This is a genomic window from Shewanella sp. DC2-4 (genome assembly GCF_013248875.1).
GTDB lineage: Bacteria > Pseudomonadota > Gammaproteobacteria > Enterobacterales > Shewanellaceae > Shewanella > Shewanella oncorhynchi.
On sequence record NZ_JABRVR010000002.1, the window covers coordinates 2763695 to 2785162 of the forward strand.

General features: G+C 45.3%; 21 protein-coding genes. 10 read left to right on the forward strand and 11 right to left on the reverse strand.

Features of this window, described 5'->3' with window-relative positions; all coding sequences use genetic code 11:
• The first annotated feature begins 31 nt into the window (after nucleotides 1-31).
• Nucleotides 32-2617, forward strand: a complete 2586-nt coding sequence (gene glnD / locus HQQ92_RS12930; RefSeq protein WP_173245849.1) for a bifunctional uridylyltransferase/uridylyl-removing protein GlnD — start codon at nucleotides 32-34, stop codon at nucleotides 2615-2617.
• 21 nt (nucleotides 2618-2638) lie between these two features.
• On the forward strand, nucleotides 2639-3463 hold the full coding sequence (gene dapD, locus HQQ92_RS12935) for a 2,3,4,5-tetrahydropyridine-2,6-dicarboxylate N-succinyltransferase (protein WP_028760609.1): 825 nt from the start codon (nucleotides 2639-2641) through the stop codon (nucleotides 3461-3463).
• A gap of 135 nt (nucleotides 3464-3598) precedes the next feature.
• Here the strand turns inward: dapD and HQQ92_RS12940 are convergent, their stop codons facing one another.
• The 4 genes from HQQ92_RS12940 to HQQ92_RS12955 all read right to left on the reverse strand — a co-directional run bounded on the left by HQQ92_RS12940 (nucleotide 3599) and on the right by HQQ92_RS12955 (nucleotide 8632).
• A complete protein-coding gene (locus HQQ92_RS12940) occupies nucleotides 3599-5530 on the reverse strand; it encodes an HD domain-containing phosphohydrolase (protein WP_168823188.1) in 1932 nt (643 codons plus the stop codon).
• A 172-nt stretch (nucleotides 5531-5702) separates the two neighbouring features.
• Complete coding sequence (purU, locus tag HQQ92_RS12945) at nucleotides 5703-6569, reverse strand: formyltetrahydrofolate deformylase (RefSeq protein WP_173248665.1); 867 nt, start codon at nucleotides 6567-6569, stop codon at nucleotides 5703-5705.
• Nucleotides 6570-6734: 165 nt separating this feature from the next.
• Nucleotides 6735-8216 (reverse strand): PTS transporter subunit EIIC, encoded by a 1482-nt coding sequence (locus HQQ92_RS12950; protein ID WP_173245852.1) that lies wholly within the window; start codon nucleotides 8214-8216, stop codon nucleotides 6735-6737.
• A complete protein-coding gene (locus HQQ92_RS12955) occupies nucleotides 8168-8632 on the reverse strand; it encodes a flavodoxin (protein ID WP_028760613.1) in 465 nt (154 codons plus the stop codon). Before HQQ92_RS12955 ends, HQQ92_RS12950 begins: the two co-directional genes overlap by 49 nt.
• Nucleotides 8633-8753: 121 nt before the next feature.
• Between HQQ92_RS12955 and HQQ92_RS12960 the strand changes: the two genes are divergently transcribed.
• Complete coding sequence (locus tag HQQ92_RS12960; protein ID WP_081729053.1) at nucleotides 8754-8948, forward strand: hypothetical protein; 195 nt, start codon at nucleotides 8754-8756, stop codon at nucleotides 8946-8948.
• A 121-nt stretch (nucleotides 8949-9069) separates the two neighbouring features.
• On the opposite strand, the gene truC is transcribed toward HQQ92_RS12960, so the two are convergent.
• Both truC and HQQ92_RS12970 read right to left on the reverse strand, forming a co-directional pair.
• Entirely contained in the window at nucleotides 9070-9915 is an 846-nt protein-coding gene (gene truC / locus HQQ92_RS12965; protein WP_028760614.1) for a tRNA pseudouridine(65) synthase TruC, read from the reverse strand.
• Nucleotides 9902-10222: a YqcC family protein gene (locus HQQ92_RS12970; protein ID WP_173245855.1), complete on the reverse strand. Its 321-nt coding sequence runs from the start codon at nucleotides 10220-10222 to the stop codon at nucleotides 9902-9904. Before HQQ92_RS12970 ends, truC begins: the two co-directional genes overlap by 14 nt.
• 163 nt (nucleotides 10223-10385) lie before the next feature.
• On the opposite strand from HQQ92_RS12970, the gene HQQ92_RS12975 reads away from it, so the two are divergent.
• Together HQQ92_RS12975 and HQQ92_RS12980 are read left to right on the forward strand one after the other, a co-directional pair.
• On the forward strand, nucleotides 10386-11399 hold the full coding sequence (locus HQQ92_RS12975; RefSeq protein WP_107946951.1) for a DUF3549 family protein: 1014 nt from the start codon (nucleotides 10386-10388) through the stop codon (nucleotides 11397-11399).
• Nucleotides 11396-11782, forward strand: coding sequence for a DUF3301 domain-containing protein (locus tag HQQ92_RS12980; protein WP_105249728.1), 387 nt, complete (start codon nucleotides 11396-11398; stop codon nucleotides 11780-11782). The genes HQQ92_RS12975 and HQQ92_RS12980 overlap by 4 nt, the downstream gene beginning before the upstream one ends.
• Nucleotides 11783-13512: 1730 nt before the next feature.
• On the opposite strand, the gene HQQ92_RS12985 is transcribed toward HQQ92_RS12980, so the two are convergent.
• Both HQQ92_RS12985 and HQQ92_RS12990 read right to left on the reverse strand, forming a co-directional pair.
• On the reverse strand, nucleotides 13513-13818 hold the full coding sequence (locus HQQ92_RS12985) for a DUF962 domain-containing protein (protein WP_131523812.1): 306 nt from the start codon (nucleotides 13816-13818) through the stop codon (nucleotides 13513-13515).
• Entirely contained in the window at nucleotides 13811-14449 is a 639-nt protein-coding gene (locus tag HQQ92_RS12990; protein ID WP_173245858.1) for a GNAT family N-acetyltransferase, read from the reverse strand. The genes HQQ92_RS12985 and HQQ92_RS12990 overlap by 8 nt, the downstream gene beginning before the upstream one ends.
• 150 nt (nucleotides 14450-14599) lie before the next feature.
• Here HQQ92_RS12990 and HQQ92_RS12995 point away from each other — a divergent pair, with 150 nt between their 5' ends.
• A complete protein-coding gene (locus HQQ92_RS12995; protein ID WP_028760620.1) occupies nucleotides 14600-14833 on the forward strand; it encodes a DUF2789 domain-containing protein in 234 nt (77 codons plus the stop codon).
• 11 nt (nucleotides 14834-14844) lie between these two features.
• Here HQQ92_RS12995 and HQQ92_RS13000 read toward each other — a convergent pair whose 3' ends face one another.
• A complete protein-coding gene (locus HQQ92_RS13000; protein ID WP_173245861.1) occupies nucleotides 14845-15252 on the reverse strand; it encodes a DUF3192 domain-containing protein in 408 nt (135 codons plus the stop codon).
• Between the two features lie 165 nt (nucleotides 15253-15417).
• Here HQQ92_RS13000 and HQQ92_RS13005 point away from each other — a divergent pair, with 165 nt between their 5' ends.
• Complete coding sequence (locus tag HQQ92_RS13005) at nucleotides 15418-15801, forward strand: hypothetical protein (protein WP_173245864.1); 384 nt, start codon at nucleotides 15418-15420, stop codon at nucleotides 15799-15801.
• Nucleotides 15801-16574 carry a Zn-ribbon-containing protein gene (locus tag HQQ92_RS13010; RefSeq protein WP_105249732.1) on the forward strand — a complete coding sequence of 258 codons (774 nt, stop codon included), beginning with the start codon at nucleotides 15801-15803 and terminating at the stop codon, nucleotides 16572-16574. The genes HQQ92_RS13005 and HQQ92_RS13010 overlap by 1 nt, the downstream gene beginning before the upstream one ends.
• A 95-nt stretch (nucleotides 16575-16669) precedes the next feature.
• Here the strand turns inward: HQQ92_RS13010 and syd are convergent, their stop codons facing one another.
• Entirely contained in the window at nucleotides 16670-17320 is a 651-nt protein-coding gene (gene syd, locus HQQ92_RS13015) for a SecY-interacting protein (protein ID WP_173245867.1), read from the reverse strand.
• 59 nt (nucleotides 17321-17379) lie between these two features.
• Between syd and queF the strand changes: the two genes are divergently transcribed.
• Complete coding sequence (gene queF, locus HQQ92_RS13020) at nucleotides 17380-18237, forward strand: NADPH-dependent 7-cyano-7-deazaguanine reductase QueF (RefSeq protein WP_105249734.1); 858 nt, start codon at nucleotides 17380-17382, stop codon at nucleotides 18235-18237.
• A gap of 82 nt (nucleotides 18238-18319) precedes the next feature.
• Here queF and HQQ92_RS13025 read toward each other — a convergent pair whose 3' ends face one another.
• Nucleotides 18320-19261 carry a LysR family transcriptional regulator gene (locus HQQ92_RS13025; RefSeq protein ID WP_173245870.1) on the reverse strand — a complete coding sequence of 314 codons (942 nt, stop codon included), beginning with the start codon at nucleotides 19259-19261 and terminating at the stop codon, nucleotides 18320-18322.
• Between the two features lie 123 nt (nucleotides 19262-19384).
• Here HQQ92_RS13025 and HQQ92_RS13030 point away from each other — a divergent pair, with 123 nt between their 5' ends.
• On the forward strand, nucleotides 19385-21373 hold the full coding sequence (locus tag HQQ92_RS13030; RefSeq protein WP_173245875.1) for an alkyl/aryl-sulfatase: 1989 nt from the start codon (nucleotides 19385-19387) through the stop codon (nucleotides 21371-21373).
• Nucleotides 21374-21468: the final 95 nt, after the last annotated feature.

Here is a 21468-nt window from a genome sequence, read left to right on the forward strand (position 1 = left end):
CACACTAACAAGCATAAAAACAAGGGACTCGATGAATATAGCTCTGCTCGCTAAACAATCATTAATCGAACAGAATCAGATTCTTTTGGCCAGTTTTAAGGCTAAAACCCCGATTGAAGAGCTCGTCACGCAGCGCTGTCAATTTGTCGATGCCCTTGTCAAGCAAGCTTGGGAACAGCACGGTCTAAGGGAATATGATATTGCCTTGATTGCCGTGGGCGGCTATGGCCGTGGGGAGCTGCATCCCCACTCAGATGTCGACTTGCTGTTCCTGTTTAATGATATCTTGTCACCCGCCGCCGAAGCGGCACTCAGTCAGTTTATTGCCTTTCTGTGGGATGCCAATCTGGAAATCGGCCACAGTGTCCGTACGTTAAACGACACGATTATCCTCGGCCGTGAAGAAATCACCATAGCCACCAATCTGTTAGAGGCACGATTACTTGAAGGACCCGAATTTTTATTCGATCAACTTTATGATGCGATTCGTCAGAGTGACTTTTGGACTTCAAGCGATTTTTTTATCGCAAAACGGGATGAGCAAAATGCCCGCCATGCCAGAGCCAGTGCCTTCGATTTAGAACCCAATATCAAGAGTTGTCCCGGTGGTCTTAGGGATATTCAAACCATTGCTTGGGTAGCCATGCGTCACTTTGGCGCCGCTCGCCTCGAAGAATTAGTCCAATACGACTTTTTAGAGCCTGGTGAACTAGAAGAGCTGCTCGAATGCCAGCACTTTTTGTGGAAGATACGCTTTGCCCTGCACATGGTGGTCGGTCGCGATGAAAATCGCTTACTCTTTGATGTACAACGCCAAGTTGCCGAACTTATGGGGTATGAAGACGCCACCCAGCTTGCTGTTGAGCAAATGATGAAACGTTACTATCGCACGGTACGCCGAGTGATGGAGCTAAACGAAATGTTGCTGCAGCTGTTTAAACGGGCAACACTGGGCCACACAAAAGCTTTAGAAATTCAATCGATAGATAAACACTACCAGCGCCGCGGCACTTTTATTGAAGCGCTAAGCGATGATCTGTTCGATAGCGGCGAAGAAATTGTGCGGCTATTTTTGTTGGTCGCTAAAAACTCCAACATCAAAGGCATTTACGCGCCAACACTGCGTTCACTGCGCCGTGCAAGACGCGCCCAGCCGCAAGCCTTGCAAGAAAACCCGCTTTGCCGCCAAGCCTTTATGGAAATTTTGCGCCATCCTCGCGGCATTGTTGCCTTGTCTTTAATGCACAAACACGGCGTGTTATCGGCCTATTTACCGGCATGGCGAAATATTGAAGGTCAGATGCAGTTTGACCTGTTCCACGCCTACACAGTCGATGAACATACCCACAGATTGCTGCTCAATATTGAGCGTTTTTCTCAAGCCGAACAAAAAGAAGAATTTCCCTTAGGCTCGATTCTCATCAACCAACTGCCTAAAAAAGGTTTACTCGTATTAGGCGCTATCTTCCACGATATCGCCAAAGGTCGCGGTGGCGATCACAGTAAACTGGGCAGCAGCGATGCCCTCGCCTTTTGTAAGCTGCATGGATTAAATGATCACGATGGCCGTCTAGTCGCTTGGCTGGTTGAAAATCATCTGGTGATGTCTGTCACCGCCCAGCGCCGTGATATTTCCGATCCCGATGTGGTGGCCGACTTTGCCAATAAAGTCCGCGATGCCGTGCATTTAAGCTATCTGTACTGCTTAACGGTCGCTGATATCTGCGCCACCAACGAAAAAACCTGGAACAACTGGAAAGGCTCACTGCTACGCGACTTGTACTTTTCGACCCAAAGAGTGCTCGCCCGCGGTAAAGAAAAACCCGTCGATATTCGTGCCAGAGTGCGTGAATACCAAGCCAAGGCGAAAAAAGAACTGCTGCGCCGCGGATTGAAAGAGAAAGATCTCGATGCCCTGTGGCAACGTTTTAAGGCCGATTACTTTTTACGCCACCAGCCAAATCAAGTCGCGTGGCACGCCGAAGCGATTTTAAAGCACAAACAACAGGATGAGCCCTTAGTCTTAGTGTCCAAACACACCACCCGTGGTGGTACTGAGCTATTTGTCTATTGCCAAGACAGACCTAAATTGTTCGCAACTGTGATGGCGGTACTCGACAATAAAAATATCAACGTCCATGATGCCAACATCATGACCTCAAAAGACAATTATGCCCTCGATACCTTTGTGATCTTAGAGCAAGATGGTGAGCCCGTTAGCCAGCTTTCACGCATCCAAAGTATCCGTAAGGCGCTTGAGAAAGCCCTGTCGAGCGACAGTCCAAAACTGCCGCGCTTTAGAAAACTATCGCGCAAGATGAAACCTTTTAATGTGCCGACACAAGTGAGTTTCCTCGAAAGCAGTCGTCATGGTACAAGTATGATGGAGCTTATCGCCTTAGATTCGCCAGGATTACTGGCAAAAGTCGGGGATATCTTTTACCGTTGCAACACAACATTACTCGCGGCCAAAATCACCACCATTGGTGAGCGAGCCGAAGACTTTTTTATGCTGCAGACTAATGATGGCTTGCAACTTAACGAAACCCAAGAGAATACCCTCAGGGATGCTTTAATCAGTGCCCTGAGTGCAAAGAATATCGAATCAGTTAATTAACGAGACCAGTGGGAGAAGTAAATGGAGGCTTTACGCCAACGTATTGAGGCGGCTTTTGAAGCGCGCGCCGACATCACACCAAGCACAGTTGACGCAGGTGTGCGCAGCGATGTGCAAAATGTCATCAATATGCTCGATAAAGGTGAAGTCCGTGTCGCCGAGAAAATCGACGGACAATGGCATGTGCACCAATGGCTGAAAAAGGCGGTATTACTGTCCTTCCGTATTTTCGATAACGTGGTTATCGATGGCGCCGAAACCAAATACTTCGACAAAGTGCCGTTAAAATTTGCCGAATATGATGAAGCCCGCTTTAAGGCGGAAGCCATTCGTGTAGTGCCTTCGGCAACAGTACGTAAAGGCTCATTTATCGGTAAAAATACCGTGTTGATGCCATCCTATGTGAACTTAGGCGCCTATGTTGATGAAGGCACTATGGTTGACACTTGGGCAACGGTTGGCTCATGTGCACAAATCGGTAAAAACGTGCATTTATCTGGCGGAGTGGGCATTGGTGGCGTACTTGAGCCATTGCAAGCGGGCCCAACTATCATCGAAGATAACTGCTTTATCGGTGCGCGTTCTGAGATTGTTGAAGGCGTTGTGGTTGAAGAAGGCTCAGTGATTTCTATGGGCGTGTATATCGGCCAAAGTACTCGAATTTATGATCGCGAAACCGGCGAAGTGCATTACGGTCGTGTGCCAGCAGGCTCTGTGGTTGTTTCTGGCAACTTACCATCAGCCTGTGGCAAGTACAGCCTCTATGCCGCTATTATCGTTAAGAAAGTCGATGCAAAAACCCGCAGTAAAGTGGGTATCAACGAATTACTGCGTATTGTTGATTAACAGTCACAGCATTTGTTCGATAACATGAGTTCCATAAAAAAGATGCCTAAGGGCATCTTTTTTATTGTCGGTAAAATTTAGCCTACGGTTGCGCTGTCATTATCAGGCTTAAAAATAAAGTGTTTAATAAGACACTTAAATCAAACGCTCTACTTCACGGAATGCATTTCTCGTCATTGCAATGGCCCGCCAGCCGATAATCCCCAATGGCTGCTGCGCTTTGTTCACCACCACAAGATATTCTGAGTCTAGTAAATTCAACTGCAGTAATGCATCTTCCGATGTGGCCACCTCACTGATAATAGGCACTGAATGCTCCATGATCTGATGGGCTTTTTTATGTAAAGATGCCCTATCCAGTTCACGCTCAGCCGCAGTGCCAAGTAATGGGCTAAACCAATGTTCCAGTAAGCGACTCGTGATCACCCCAAGTATCTTATGTTGCTCATCCAATACCACGGCCACCTTAGCATGGGCAGTCGTAAGTAAACGCTTAATATCAACTAACTCATGGTCGAGTGAAATCGTGACTAAAGGTTCAAGCGGCGCAGCGCCGATATGATCGCTAATACTCAACTCTCGATTAATCAAAATCGCTAAACAGGTTTCGACTATCTCAGGATCAAAAAGTGTCCCTTTACCCGCACGCAGCACTTCAGTCATTTTCTCCAGCCCTAACGATGGGCGATAAGGCCTGTGGGACAATATCGAATCGGCAACATCGGCGACGGCAATAATTTTCGCTTCATATAAAATGGCCTTATCCTTTAAGCCCGCGGGATAACCTGAGCCATCGAGCCGCTCATGATGCTGTAAAATCATCTCTTTAATGGGCCAAGGAAACTCCACATCTTCAATAATTTCAGCACCATGGAGCGGATGGGTCTGTATTAATGCGTATTCTTCTTTTGAAAGTTTTGACGGTTTTGTCAAAATCTGTGATGGAATCGCTAACTTACCAATATCATGAACTAAGGCACCAATCTTCAGCCCTTCTAAACGCAGCGGGTCTAAACCTAATTTCTCACCAATCAAATAACTTAATTGCGCCACCGACTTTTGATGCCCTGCGGTATAGGCATCTTTCAGTTCTAATGCCTCAGAAATAGCACTAATAAGCTGGGTTAACGATTGAGATAATTGCTCTTTTTGCGCTTTAATGATTTTGGACTGGCGGGATACTGCGCGTAATGTGCGTGGTAGTTCAATGCTGTGCCATAAAATGCTGGCAAAAGTCAGTAATGATCTCGCATCATTACGACTATAAGGCTCGTTACGGTCGACCACGCACAGCATGCCCACTAAGCGACTGCGAAATAAAATCGGCACCGCCAAGTAACGCCCTCCAAGTAGCAGTTTATCTAAGGGCAAATCCCCTAAGCGCCTTTGGGAGTCGGTTTGATTTTGGATGATCGGCTTATAATCTCGCACACATTCGAGCCATACGCGGCTTTCAAGTTCTGACACTTGGGTATTATCTTCAACAAAATCGGCTTGATTAGCCTCTGCGTGGGGATACTCAGAACGCGCGGCGAGTGTGAGTGTTTTTAACTTTTCGTTATGCAACAGAATAAAGCCATATCGACTGCCAGTGAGCGACATCGCTTTAGAAACTGCAACTTTAAATACTTCTTCTTGGGAGGATTTAATCACATCTTCTATGTGTTGCAACCAAGCATCGCTGGCTTGAATCGCTCGACGATAATCCGAGTGCAACTCCTTCATCTGCGGATCTTCAAAATTGATGTCGGATAGAATCAAGTACCATCCCATTTCAGGTAAAGAATGCAGCGCGAGATGCACACGTATGCCGCGATGATCTTGTAATTGAAAACCGATTTCTTGGCCGCGTCGCCTCACTATATCGGCGCATAGTTCAGCATTAAAAGCACTAAACAATTGGCTAATGGGTTGATTAATGATTTGCGCCGCAGAGCGTTTGCAACGGCTGTAAAAGGCTTGGCTCATCCGTAGCACACAAAACTGCTCATCTAGCTGTGCCCAAGATAAATTCAAACTATCGGGCAAGTCTTTCATTCCAACGATAAGGCTTTGACGAGTTGACATCCAGCACTCCGACCTGTAATTCGAGCATGGGCAATACACTATACCGCTATGTTCACCCCAATGTGAGCACTATAAAATCTCCAATAAACATAATGATAGCTGATTTCATGACCGACGCGGGTTAAAATAAACGCCGCTGAATGTCATGCCATTGCCACGACTCACCTACATCTTAGAAAACGATCGTTTTATTGCCGTACACGACCACTTGTTCGTTCAGCACTAATTGCAGCGCTTTACTCAATACACTCTTTTCAACATCACGCCCAGCACGTGCCATTTCTAAGGCGCTATAACTGTGGTCGACGGGAATCACGTCTTGTTTAATGATCGGCCCTTCATCGAGGCAATTATTCACAAAATGCGCCGTCGCACCGATAATTTTCACCCCGCGCTCCCAGGCCTGGCGATAGGGTGCTGCCCCGATAAAAGCAGGTAAAAAAGAATGATGAATGTTGATGATGCGATTAGGATATTGCGCCACAAAATCTGGAGTTAGCACCCGCATATACTTAGCCAACACCAGATAATCTGGCTCATATTGTGATACTGCGGCCAACAGTGCTTGCTCGTGTTGAATTCGGTCTAAGCCTTCGTGGCTCACCAGATGAAAGGGGATGTTAAACTTCTCTGCCAATTCACGTAGTGCATCATGGTTGCCCACCACAGCGGCAATCTCGACACTTAAACCACCGTAATAGGCTTTCATTAACAAATCGCCTAAACAGTGCGCTTCCTTTGTGACTAACACCACAATACGTTTTTTACCTGCGCTAACTAACGTCATATGATTTTGCGTAGGCAGCACGTCACGCAGATCCTGCAATAACTGTTCGCTGTTAAAAATGCCCTCTAACTCAGTTCGCATAAAGAAACGCCCTTGGGCATTATCCACGAACTCACTGTTTTTGATGATATTCAGTTTATGAGTAAAACAAACACTGGTGATTTTAGCGATGAGGCCTTGGGCATCAGCGCAATCCGTCAGTAAGATTTTACGTTCTATGGATGGCGGAGTATTGCCGCGAGTTTCAGTCATTTGTTGCAAAGTTGGCTCTCCTATATTGTCCCTACATCGAGTTTGCCATAGCAAATCATGCTGAACAGTATGAAAACCCTATAATGCGAAAATAAAAATGATATTTCAGAGGCTTGAATCAATAAAATGTAAAAATTAAGCAGTTAATTTTGTAAAAACACAATCCTAGCGGCGAGTATCTAAGTAACGCTGCAATACTTTACGCAGGGTTTCGGCCTTAGTGCCATAAACCACCTGCACACCTTTGCCCATAACAATCACGCCCTTAGCACCCAACTGACTCAAACGCACCTTATTGACTAACTCAGGCTTGTGTACGCTCAAGCGTAACCGTGTCAAACAAGCATTAAGTTCAACGATATTTTCACGCCCGCCGAGCGCCGCAATAATCGCCCGTAAACTTTCTTTGGGTCCTTTACTGTCGTTATGCTCAAGCCTACCGGGAGTTTTCAAATTAAAGGCTAAAATACTCAGTCTAAACAACAGGTAATATATTATGGCGGTTAAAGGCCCAAGGAAAATAAACCAGCTGGCATTACGGGACAATGGAAATAGCAGCGTAAAGTCCACCAGCCCTTGGGAAAATACTATGCTGTGGTGAATATCCAGCATAATACAAACAAAATAAGCAAGCCCAGTGAGTAAGGCGTGAATAATAAATAGAATCGGCGCCACAAACATAAAAGCAAATTCGATAGGTTCAGTCACCCCAGTTAACCAACTGGCCGCCCCCGCCGAGAGCATAATGCCCGCCACGCGATTCCGCTCAGAGGGATCAGCGCAGCGCCACATTGCCAGTGCAGCCGCCGGTAATCCCCACATTTTAATCAGATAACCACCGGCAAGGTTTCCCGCCTGCGGATCGCCCGCTAAATAGCGCGCCACCTCACCACGAACGACTTCATGCCCCAATAACTGATATTGGCCCACCTCTAAGTAAAAAGGCGCATTCCAAATATGATGTAAGCCAAGGGGAATAAGTAACCGCTCTAATGCGCCATAAACGCCAAAGGCGATGGCCGGTTTTTGATAAACCGCCCAGTCAGATACGCGCTCAATCAATAAAGCTAAGGGTGGCCACACATGGGCGAGTACATAACCTAGGCTCATCGCTAGGGGAATAATAAGTAAAGATGCACTGCGACGGCCCTCGAAGAAAGAGAAAATCGCAGGCAAGCGAATATATTGACTCCAACGGACTGCGAGGCAAGTGATACCACCGAGCATCATGCCACCTGCAATCCCAGTATCTAAGGTATCCATTCCTAATAAAGGTTGGGTTGGAAGTCGATACAAATCGGCCAGTGCGGCTAACGTCGCCGTCATCACCCCATAACCAAACACTGCCGAAAAGGCGGCAATGCCTTGATCGCGACAAAAACCAATAGCGACAGCCACGGCAAATAACATCGGCATAATGGCGAAAATGAGTTTGCCCACCGCCAGCATCAGCACTGTCAGCTCTTCGGGCATAAAAGGAATTGGACTAACGGTTAAGCCGAGCATAACCCCAGCGGCGGGTAAAATGGCAATAGGAATAAGCAGCGCTTGGCTTAAGCGCTGGGCAAATTTAAACCACTGTAGATTGACGAAACTACCTAAGCGACGAGCTCGGTTTTGACGACTTGATTCCAGCGTTTTAGCCATTTTATCGCTTCAACCTCAGGTTCCATGGTTTCACAGGCATCAATTTCAAGTAATTCCACCAACGGCTTAGCGCCAAGTTCACTCAAGAGTGCATTTACAGACTTACCTGCACCGCAGAAAGTCTCATAACTTGAATCACCTAGAGCTATCACACTGTATCTAAGCTCAGGTAAATAGGGTGCTAGATGTTTAAGATTATGGTACCAAGACTGAATATCATCGGGTAAGTCCCCTTGTCCGGTCGTCGAAGTCACCACCACTAACAATTCATCCTGAGGAGGAATAAAGCTTACTACCTCATTAGGTTGCCACAATGTGACATCATAACCTAAAACTTGCATTTCTTTCTCTAGGGTTTCAGCGGCAAATTGTGCACTACCATATACAGTGCCAAACACCAGATTCACCTTTTTCATGATACACTCCACATCGCGTTGTAAACCTTATTAGGCTGACCTTACTTTATTGTTCAGCGTATGAGCAAGCTAAGGCGCAAATTTTTTATAAATCAAGCCATTGAGCGTGAGAAAATATCTAATGCGACAGTCCACCCGCCAAAAACACCTCAAGCAGCACCACAAAACAACCCATATTCGACGTAAAAACTACTTCCACTCCGCCCAGCAAAATCTCATATCGCCACTTGCACTCACGTCTGGATTCTCAACCTTAGCCGTCATGATGCAAGAGCTGCGGCCACAAACAGCACAAACGCCACAACTCCCCGATTAAGCAATCAACCTCGTTTTAAATTCGATGACTTTAGTTTCAATAACAAAGCAAAGTGAATGCACTTAATTTTATTCACGCGGCTAAGTTGATATCACCATATCAAGCATTGGCCGCTTGCTGTTCACGCCTCTTGGGCGATGAATAACTCAGCTTGCTGACTCAAGGTCGCCTCGTCCCAACCTAACTCGACAAACACGGTTTCCCACTCGGACTCGAGCTCGGTTTCTATGCTGAGCCGAGTTTGAGTTATTGGATGTGTAAAGGTGAGTTTTTTTGCGATAAGCCACAGGCGATTAATACTGAAATGCTCACGAAAAAATGCATTTTGCTTACCGTCGCCATGGGTGGTATCACCGACGATGGGGTGGCGTAAATGTGCCATATGCCTTCTAAGCTGATGCTTACGCCCCGTTTTAGGACTCAAGCGTACCAGTGCGAATCGGCTAGTGGGATATCGACCTGACGGATACGGAATTTCAGTATTGAGTAATGGCTCATAAGCCGTCACAGCCTCCTGCGCGGCTTTGTTAGGATCGGCATTCTTATCGCCTAATTCATCCAACTCAACCTTAAGCGCATAATCTAAAATACCGCTCTCATGCATATTACCGCGCACTAAAGCCAAATATTGTTTTTCAATCGTATGGGAAGCAAATTGCTCACACAGAGCATTGGCCACTTCACTACTCTTGGCAAACAAGAGCACGCCGGATGTCGGCCTGTCGAGACGATGTACAGGAAACACATGGCAGCCCACTAAGTCACGGGTCAGCTGCATGGCAAAAAATCGCTCCCGACGCGCTAAATAACTGCGGTGGACCAATAAGCCTGCGGGTTTATGAATTGCCACTAAGTGCTCATCTTCATAAAGAATTTCAATCTCAGGCGCCTGCTCTTCTAAATCATCCTCTTGGGATACATTCACTGCATTTTCAGGCGTTTCAAGCCAGATATCATCTTGATTCATTTAACAACATATCCAATTCATTCAATACGCTAATTAAAGTTTGGCGCGGGAGCATATCCTGCCAAACATGTTCAGCCATAGGGGCAATCGCAATTTGCGTCGGCAATGGCGCCCCCGTTTCGATTAAAGTCTGCATTCTAGGCAGCAAAATAAACTGCAGCCACTGCTCAAGGGGCATAAGATCACAGGCAAAAGGTGCTGTGCTTGCCATTGCTGCGGCAGAAGGCGCTTGCTCAGACCACAACTCGGCCGCTTGCAGCGCGTGAGTAATCTGAGCCAATTTAGCTTGGGTTTGACTGTATAACATAGCTTTCAGATCCATTCTCATATTAGCCCTGTGTGATTCGAAAACTTCCCACAATTCACTGGCCGAATAGGTCGATTAAAGTGCCGCAATCATACCATCCAGACGCACTTCCCCCTATAATGGCGCCAATTTATTGAGCCTCTTTGATTGATATGGCAGCCAAATGACTGAAATTACAACTTTAAGCCAGTTTTTAACCACAGCCAAAACCCAGTTCCAAGTGTATGATCTTGGCCGTAGGGTGCAACATATTGATATGCTCGCGTTTCACCAAATCGAATCTCTGTCAGCCCCTTATCCTTATCCCATTCAAGGGCATGCACAATTTGCTATTGTCTTTTGGGATGCTAGCCAGCAGCACTTTATTTGGTTTCTAAAACTGGCGTTAGATGAGCAAGGATTACTGTCGCCCGCGCCTCGCTCACAATTTATCGAAATGATATTAGCGGCACTAGGGCAAGATCCCACTCAGCCGCTCAGTGATGAGCAGCAAGAACGACTCGCAAATAATCCCTTTAATTTCAAGCCAAGCCAGGAAAAACTGGCCGTATTTAACGCACTCGTTCGTAAACAACTTGGCCAACGCGCTTCATCACAATACGAGTTTGCCGTGCAATATCTGTCAGGCCAAGTTGCCCCATCACAATGGCAACATATTGGGATGCAAGGCATAGCCGATGTGTGTGTACGCGCAAAAGAATTTGATCATGAGCAGCACTTGGTATCGAGTTTTAATACAGCCGCCATTGAAGTGCAAATCGCCCTATGCCAATGTCTTGAACACTTACTGATTAGCGACACTCTCGCCGATAAGATTCTCGCGAAACTTCAAGACGCAGCGCCAGAACACCAAGCCTATTTCCTTCGCGCTTTGGCTTCTAGCGCCAAACACAGCCAAAAAGCGTTTGCGCATCTACACGGCCAATCCTCTTTAGATACCAATGCCCTCATCAGCATTGCCGGACGTAACTGGTCGGTATTAAAACAAGATTCAAGTCGCAGTCTTTACTTAGAAGCTCTGGCACTGCAGCCCCAAGCCTTTTTTAATCAGGTCTTTGCTGATATTGTGGCAATTCCTAGTTTGCGCAATCAACTACTAGGCGAATTAAGAAATCCCAATCGAAGTGTTCAACTATCACAAGCCATAGGTGGTTTGTTTAAGGCAGCTAGCAAATGATGTCAGATTTACTGTTAATTATTGGCCTCGTCGTGATTGCCGCATTCTTTTGGCAACTACGCCAAATGGCAGAGTTGAGCCGTATTTTTGCCGAAAAAGAATGTTGGCGACAAAAAGTGCAACTGTTAGCCATTGCTATGGAAACTGCCCGCCCTAGCATTGGCGGCACGACGGGGATCTGCTGGAAGGCGAAATATTTATTTGAATTCAGCACCGACGGCATTAACCAATACCGTGGCCATATTTGGATGCAAGGCAAGAAAATTCAAAAGATTGAATGGCCTATCTTCCCAGAGCCCGAATGGCATGAAGCGCCGACGTCACAGGGTAAGTTTGGCGGGTGTGGTACGCAAAGTGGTTGTAACTCAGGCAAATGCCATTAAGCTTTTATCGACAATGTTGGCTCAAATAAAATGTGAGCCAGAATTGAGAATAATCAGTCATTCTCTGGTGCTACAAAATAACTCACTGTAAAAGTTAAAAAAGAAAGGGCGCGGCCCTAAAGCCACGCCCTCCTATTCTCTGTTAAGCTATCCCGCTATTTTTGTGCTCCCTGCACCATCCATGCGTCAATCTGCGTCCTGCTTCATCCCTGCTCAATCCTTGAGGTCCTTGTACTCATGTACTTCCCTATCTCTTGGTCATCCAGTCCCAAGCTTGCTCTTTCCTGAGCGGTTCCATCATCATCCATGAAACGGGTATTGCATCCATTCAATTGCACTCCCTGTGCCATTGCCATCCTATGCAATGAGTCTATCAATCCTTGATAGTCTCCCTTCCTTGGTATTGGCTCTCTTTCATCCTGAAAGGCCTATATCCCTATCTTTCCTTAAGTCACATTCCTTAGTCACTGTTCGATCATCCTGATCGCCAACATCCTGTTGCCCGCAATTCCTTCTACAAGATGAATTCTACGCCAACCAACGAAAGTACTCATTGTGGATTATTTAAAATGTTAACAAAAATGGTGAGCTCAACTGATAACAAACAGGTTAACCTACTGATATGAATATAAATAATAACAACCCCCAAGACATAACCATCCTTTGAACCTACAAATTACTTACATACTTGTAGGAGATCTCTTACACGGAAGATGGCAATTCGAATCAAAAGTAAGCAAAACGCTAGATGTCTCCCCTGAGGACTTATGCATAAACCGCTATCGCTCAAAATTCGACAAGCATTCGGCGCATGACCAGAACACAGACAACACAGAGAGTAAATCATTGGGCAATAAGAGAAGTAGGACTGGTGAACATGCTTTACGGTGAGAAGTCTTTAAGCAGAGTTAAGATAAAGTCTGTGTGAATAGCGTTATAGCTTGGCAAAGCCAGATTAATGCTGAAAATGAACCAAAGAAAAGGGCGCAACTAAAGTGCGCCCCATTTATCCTTTGTAAGCCGTCCTGCTCGATTTGTGCTCCCTGCACCATCCATGCGTCTGCTTGCGTCCTGCGTCGTCCCTGTAATCCCTTTTCGTCCCTGTGTATCAAACTTACGTGAGATAACACTCAGTCCCTTGACCTGTAAATCCTTTTTACAGAGCCTGTCACTTCCTATGACGTATTCCTATTGCATCCTGCAAAATTTATTTTCCATAGATTAGTACAAGCTGTTCACCCTTATACTTTATCCTTATCTCGACACATCCTGTTTCGAGTTCATGCTTAATCCTTAAGCGTGTCCTGTATTCTTCCTGAAATTCATCATCCTGACGATACAACTCACTGTCCCTAATCATCCTTGAAAAGCAATCCTGCTTTTCCTTAGCCTATCCGAGGCGAATGACAGTTTTCCTACCGTCAGCGATTTCAACCTTGAAATCTTAATTCGTTGCTTCTTGCGTCCCTTTGGCCTGTTTCGCTTTCCTTGCTATCCATTTGCTTTGGCCATGAGTGAATTCTACGTTAACCCTAACTTTTTTGTTCGGCTCAAAGAACGGACTACAAAATTAATTACGGACCAACCAAAGAAAAACAAATACAACCCAATGATTCTATTTAAAATTAAATATTATAGGACAAAAAACAATCAAAAAGAAAACATTATGTCCTACAACGTTTGTAAGCGATCTCTCACACGGGCATGGGCATCTCACTCGAGCAGTTTTTTTAACGTTTAAAAAAGCGGCGAATCATCTGCGCAAACATCACCCAATCTGCCATCAAACTGTAAAAAGGATACTGAAATGTCGCGGGTCGATTCTTCTCAAATACGAAGTGTCCCACCCACGCAAAACCATAACCAACAATAGGAATAAACCAACATAGCCACCAGGCTTGTGAAACCAAGGCAATGCCAATCAGCAGCAGAACTAAACAACTGCCAACAAAGTGTAATTTCCGACAAGTCGGGTGCTGGTGTTGGGATAAATAGAAAGGATAAAAATCGGCGAAACGTTTATAAGAGTTAGTCATCTTGTTGAACCGAATAGAATAAAAGCTGGCCATGGACACTGCCGATACTCAGCTCGCCTATGGATACAAAGTCATGCTGAGTAAACAGTTGCAAGTGTTTCTCCTGAGCGATAAACACACCAATGCCATCCAAATCAGGCTGTTCATCACACCAACTCACCACAGCTTGCACTAACTTATGTCCAAGTCCTTTGTGCTGTTCATTTGGTGCAAGAGCAATAAACTGCAAAATACCGCAGTGCTTACTGGGTAAAAGTTCAATAATACTGGACTCTTTGTTCATTAGTGCTTGAGTCGATTGCCAACCTGTACCTAACAACATCTTTAAGCGCCAATGCCAATAACGCCCTTCCCCTAAAGGCACTTCTTGAGTAACTACACAGGCTAACCCAAAGAGTCTTTCATGGTCGAATAAACCAATGAGGGCTTGTTTTTGTTGCCATAACGTATTGAGTTCTTCCCTGATTGCGGCGCGCAATTTTTGCTCATAAGCGGCTTTGTCTGAGGTAAAGAGTGAATCGACAAAAAAAGGATCATCATGGTAAGCGTTATAGAGAATAGAAGCGGCAATGCGTAAGTCTTCCGCGGTCAAATAGACTGCGCGGCAGTCCTCCAGAATTTCATTGTCCATCGTTAGCATTCCTTGACTTAGCTCACACTTTTTTATGCGTAACTGTTAATCTACCAAGGAAACTAAAAAGTGCAAATTTTAATCATAGATTGCATTTTTCAATCAGGCGCTTACTCTAAACGAAGGCACTATACTGAAAAGGAAATAATGATGGATACAACTCCAGTAGACTTAAGCCACTTGTTTGAGCAACTCGGTTTAGACAGTAGCGACGAGGCCATAGCGCAGTTTATTGCAACCCATGATATCGACCATCACATCCATTTAAGCCAAGCGCCCTTTTGGACCCCTGCCCAAAAGAGCTTTATCATTGAAGGTTTAGAAGCCGATGCCCTCTGGACTGAGCCCATTGAGCAATTAGACACTCAGCTACGTAAACGATAAGACTCGTTGGTTCAGATTTTACCGTAAGCCGTTTCACCCCAACCCACTAAGGCATTGTTGCTCAGCACGATAGGCGTGCATTCATCCTTAGTGGTTTTTCCATCGCCATTATTACGCTGGGTACGATAAAACAACACTAAGACTTCTTTATTGGCTTCATCTTGTTGAGCACTTTGTTGAATATAGGCTTCACTAAAATCAGCGGTGCCCATTAAGATCATCACTTGGTCTTTAGGCATACCTAAACTCAGTTTGGTTAAGTTAGTGCGATTTTTATCCTGCACTTTCTCCCAAGATTCGCTGCTATCCCAACCCGATTCTCCATCACCGACATTGACCACGCAGCCGCTAAGACCTAAGCTTGCGAGCCCTAAAAAAGTGATGGCGATAAGTTTGTTATTCAATTTATGGTTCATCATGTGACATCCTGTGTAATTATTATTGAAGCTTAAAAAATGGTATTTCGGCTGGACAATAAGCAAAATAAATGCCACAAGACAACACACTGTTTTTAAATGAAAAAATTAATTATTATTTAAAAAATTGGTTTAAACAATTCAACAAATTAAGGAATTTTGCTAATTATGAGTCCCCTTGACCAAGTATTAGCGGCCGCACATTCGCTCGAAGCCTGCGGTAAAGTACCGAACCTTGCCTTAATTAAAACCCGTTTAGGTAGTAGCCTACCTTTACCTATATTGATCCAAGGCTTACAGCAATTTAAATCTATGCCTAAGGCGGATCGCGAGCGTTTAGCTGAGTTGCAAACTATCAGCCCTACAACTGACACTCCCGCAACTAACGATACCTTAACCCTTGCAGTGCTCGCCGAGCGCCTGCAGATGCAACAGGCGTATTTTGAACGTCATGCTGAGCAGCAAAAAACAGAAATAATGCAATTAAAAAACGAACTGCTTGAACTTAAACAACGCATCAACTTATTAGAAATCCAAGGAAAAACAGCTTAATGTTTGTCACTGAACTGCGCTTCGAATGCTTCGCCGACACCACGATATCTGCCGCCGAGAAGGCCATTAATCAGCTCCTTGAAGCCTATCGAGCTAATGGTCAAATCTTAGGGCGAGAATTTGCGGTCGCCTTTAATGATGGTGAGTTTAGAGTGCGTTTATTGATGCCAGAGAAAAGCAGTTTAGCGCACAAATATCACAGCCCTTGGGTCAAAAAAGCCTTAGTAGAATTAACCGACGCTAAACTACTCGCGCCGCGGGAAAAGTTTATTGGTCAGGATATCAATTCTGAAGTAAGTAATACCGAAACACCCAGCTGGCAACTGCTATACACCAGTTTTGTGCATATGTGCTCGCCCCTACGCAGCGGCGACAATTTATTGCCCATTCCCCTGTACCGTATACCCGCAACCTTTAATGGCGATCATAAACGTATTATCCGTTGGCAGAGCGAATGGCAAGCCTGCGACGAGCTGCAAATGGCGGCGGCCACTAAGGCAGAATTTGCCGCGCTAGAGGAATTATCGAGTCCTGACAGTGATTTATTTCGCAGAGGTTGGGATTTGCGCGGTCGTATCGAATATCTCACTCAGATCCCGACCTATTACTACTTATATCGCGTTGGCGGCCAAGATTTAGCCACAGAAAAAACGCGACCTTGCCCACGTTGTGGCAGTCATGATTGGAAACTCGATGAACCTTTATTGGATATGTTCCATTTTCGCTGCGAGCCTTGCCGCATAGTGTCGAATCTGTCTTGGGATCATCAATAACATCTGTTTATCCCCTTGCAGAACTCAACCTAAGATAAGCCACGCTTAGGTTGAGTTAATACTTAGGTTGATAATAAAAATGTCGCTCACAGAAGTTAACGTTTACCGAAAAGGTTTTGCCACATACGTTTAAAACTGGCGAAAATACCAGGATGTTCTAATGCGGGCATAGGTAGTTCTTCATGTTTAACGGGTGGTGCTATCCGTGGCGATAATGCTTCAATAAACGCAGTCAAACTCGAGGACAATTGCTCAGATTGCACTTCACCAGGGATTTCAATCCATACGCTACCATCACTGTTATTGATGGTGAGCATTTTATCTCCCTCATCTAACAGACCGATAAACCAAGTCGGTGACTGCTTCAGTTTTTTCTTCATCATCAGATGACCAATCAAGTTTTGTTGCAGGCAGTTAAAATCGTCATCATTCCAGACTTGCAGTAACTCCCCTGTGCCCCACTTAGAGTCAAATAATACTGGGGCGGAGAAATAATGACCGTAAAAATCATTGATCTCTGGCCATAAAGTTAACTCCAGTGCATGCTCTACATTGGCGAAACTGCCTTCAACTTTGCGTTTCACTGGCTGCCAAGGAACGGCCTGTTCAAGATCCGGTTGAAATTCGCCTTGAATACACACAGAAGGCTCACCCTGTGGGTAATAACGCGGTAGTTCACCTAAACTCGTTAAGTAAGCTTGATGATAGTTTTGCAAAAATTTATCGAGTGCGGGCAGACAAGACACTTAAGCACAATCCAATTTCAGGTATAATGTGCGCCTATTTTGACATGGAAACAGTATTGATGACACAGAATCACGATCCCTATAGTGATGCGCAAGCGCTTGTTGGCCTGACTTTAGGTAAAGCCACCGACTACCAAGCCGAGTATGATGCGTCGCTGCTGCAAGGGGTTCCACGCTCACTAAACCGTAATGCTATTGCACTCACTGGGACGTTACCGTTTCATGGTGCCGATATCTGGACGGGTTATGAGCTGTCTTGGTTAAATGCCAAAGGTAAGCCTATGGTGGCCATAGCTGAATTTCATTTAAGTTATGAAAGCCTGAATCTGATTGAGTCGAAATCGTTCAAACTGTATCTCAATAGCTTTAATCAAACCAAGTTTGATAGCCTAGATTCACTGCAAAAAACCTTAGTGCAAGACTTAAGTCAGTGTGCTCAAGGTGATGTTAGCGTTAAGATTATCGAGCCCAAAAGCTTTGGTATTCAGCGTATTATTGAGTTACCTGGCACTTGTATTGACGATCTCGATATTGAAGTCAGCGATTATAGTTTTAATCCTGATTACTTAGTTAACAGTACAGACGATAAGCAAACGGTCGCGGAAACGCTTAATTCAAACCTGCTGAAATCCAACTGTTTGATCACTTCGCAACCCGATTGGGGCAGCGTGATGATCCGTTATCAAGGCCCTAAAATCGATCGCGAGAAACTACTGCGCTATTTGATTTCTTTCCGCCAACATAACGAATTCCACGAGCAATGTGTCGAGCGAATTTTCGTCGATTTAAAACGTTTCTGTCATTGCACTAAATTGACGGTTTACGCCCGCTACACGCGTCGCGGTGGTTTAGATATCAACCCTTATCGCAGTGACTTCGAGCAACCTGGCGAAAGCCACAGACTCGCAAGACAGTAATGACCTTCTTAGGCTATTAGATTAACAATCTGAGATAGAAAATAAAATTTAAAAACTGCAACAAAGCTCTGAATCGCTAGCCCTAGCTGCTCGCTAGATTCAGAGCTTTTTTATTCACAGTGTTTGCACTCGCATTGAGCAATAAACGCCGTAGCCATTGATGGCTCGGGTTTTGGGTATATTTACTGCTCCACACCATATACAAATCAATTGGCCGAGTTTTCAGGGGCATAGGTAAAATCTGTAAGCCGAACATCTCAGCGTACTGACTGGCGTACCGCAAAGGCGCTATGCCTATCGTCTCACTTTTGCCGACAGTTGCAAACATACTCAATAAAGATGATTGCTCACTGTACATTTTGCGCCTTGGTAACACGCCTTCGGTAAACAAATCCCCTGCAGTCAAATTAAAACGCCGCATATTTAAAAAGACGTGTTTCTCCTCAAAATACTGCCCATGGGTGATAGCACCTTGAATACGAGGATGCTGCAAACTGACGATACAAACGAGGGTTTCGGTGAAGAGTAATTTGCTCGAGAGCAAACTTTGCTGCGCGGGCTTAATGTCTATGGCAACGGCGACCCGCTCAAGCAAAATATCGCGATATAGCTCATCCTCCTGCGGCGGCGACTCGCGGAAAATGACTTCAATATCCGCATTCTGTAATAAAGCCTGCACGCCTGATTGCAGCGCTTCGATAACCGACTCATTAGCATATACATAAAAGCGCCGCTGGCTCGAGTTGGGATCAAAATGCTCAAACCCCAGTAATACGGTTTCAATATCCGCCATGGGCTGCTCAAATTTACGGTACATCTCCCGTGCCACCGATGTAGGCTCAATTCCCCGTCCAACTCGATTAAACAGCGACTCCCCGACCCAAGCCCTGAACCGGCTTATCGCATTGCTCACGGAAGACTGAGTTAAATCTAACTCCTGCGCCGCTTGGGTGAATGAACGAGTACGGTAAACCACCATAAACACGCGTAATAAATTTAAATCTAATGGCTTTCGTGTCGGCATAAGGGAGCGCACTCATTCACTATATGAATATTACAACCCAAGCTAACTCGAGTTATCTAAATACACAAGCTGGCTATACTCAAACCATCAACGACACTATCCCACTTTTTGGTAGGTAAAATAATGCAAAAATCTTTGATGACAATGAGTATTATCGCCAGCTTCTCTTTAAGCGCCGTGGCCGCGGAACACGAGCATGAACATATTAGCCTGCACTATCAGGGAAAGCCTGCCACCGAGCAAACCATTGCGGTAAACAAAGCCACGGCAGCAAGCCTTAATTTTGCCGATAAAAAAGCCTTTGAAGAGTTTTCTAAAAATCTTATTGCTGAACTAGATGAACCAACAGCAGCCATTTTACGTGCCGATTTCAGCTTTATTGGCGACAAAACCCCAGACACAGTAAACCCTTCACTTTATCGCCAAGCCCAATTGAATATGGTGTCTAACGGCTTATACAAGGTCACAGATGGCATTTATCAAGTGCGTGGCACCGACTTATCGAACTTAACCCTTATCCGCGGTAAAACAGGCTGGATCCTTTATGACGTACTGCTGACCAAAGAGTCAGCAAAGCAATCCCTTGAGTTTGCGCTTAAACACTTGCCCGAGGGCAATGACTTACCCGTAGTCGCAATGATTTATTCCCACAGTCATGGAGATCATTTTGGCGGATCCCGCGCCATCAAAGACATGTTCCCAAACGTCAAAGTCTATGGTTCCAATAACATCACCAAAGAAATTGTCGACGAAAACGTCCTCGCTGGTAATGCCATGAGCCGCCGCGCCGCCTATCAATACGGCGCAACATTAGAGCGAAACGATCAAGGCATTGTCGATGCCGCACTTGCTAAGGGATTATCCAAAGGCGAAGTGACCTACGTTAAACCCGATGTCACCTTAAATGCCAAAGACAAGTGGGAAACACTCACCATTGATGGTATCGACATGGTGTTTATGGATGCCTCAGGCACAGAAGCCGCCTCGGAAATGGCCACCTATATTCCCTCAATGAAAGCATTGTGGACCGCAGAGCTCACCTACCACGGCATGCACAACATTTATACCTTACGCGGGGCAAAAGTCCGAGATGCGATAAAATGGTCTAAGGATATCAACGAATTACTGACTCATTTTGGTAATGATGCACAGGTTATATTCACTGCCCACTCAGCCCCCGTATTTGGCAATACTGATATAAACCAATACTTAAGAATGCAAAGGGATAACTATGGCCTAGTGCATAATCAAACCCTGCGTTTAGCCAATAATGGCGTGGGTATTCAAGATATTGGCGATGCTATTCAAACAACTATACCTAAGGCTGTGCGCGATACTTGGTACACCAATGGTTACCACGGTACCTACAGCCATAATGCCAAAGCCGTGTACAACATGTACCTTGGCTATTTCGATATGAATCCCGCCAACTTAAACCCACTACCGACAAAAGATGAAGCGGCAAAATTTGTGGAGTATATGGGCGGAGCTAAAGCCGTAGTGAAACACGCCAAAGCCGACTATGCCCAAGGCGAATACCGTTTTGTGGCCACCGCACTCAATAAGGTCGTGATGGCAGAACCTAATAATAAAGAGGCAAGACAATTACTTGCCGATACCTATGAGCAACTGGGTTATCAAGCCGAAGGTGCTGGCTGGCGCAACATTTACCTCACTGGCGCCCAAGAGTTACGCGTAGGCATTCAACCTGGCGCGCCTAAATCGGCCTCTGCAGATATTTTAGGAGAAATGGAAATATCGACCCTATTTGACTTCCTCGCCGTAAAAGTCGATAGCCTCAAAGCTGCTGAACTTGGGCTAATCAGGCTTAATGTGATTAACCCCGACACCCAAGAAACGCTCTATGTTGAACTAAGTAACGGTAATTTAAGCAATATTAAGGTTGATAAACCGATGGAGGCCGATGCCAATCTTTATATTGATAAACGCTATATTACGGGGATTTTACTCGGAAAAGTCACACTTAAAGAGTTACTGGCTAAGGGTACTGCCAAGTTAGAGGGTGATAAAGATGCCTTCGGTAAGATAGCGTCGACCTTAGTAAAGTTCGATGAAAGCTTTGAAATCGTCCCACTACCAAGCACGAAATAACCAAATCAACGCCCTGAATCTTCAGGGCTTTTTATGGAAAAATTACACTAGCACTAACCATTCTGACACTTGGCGAGTCGAGTTCTGTAAGCAAA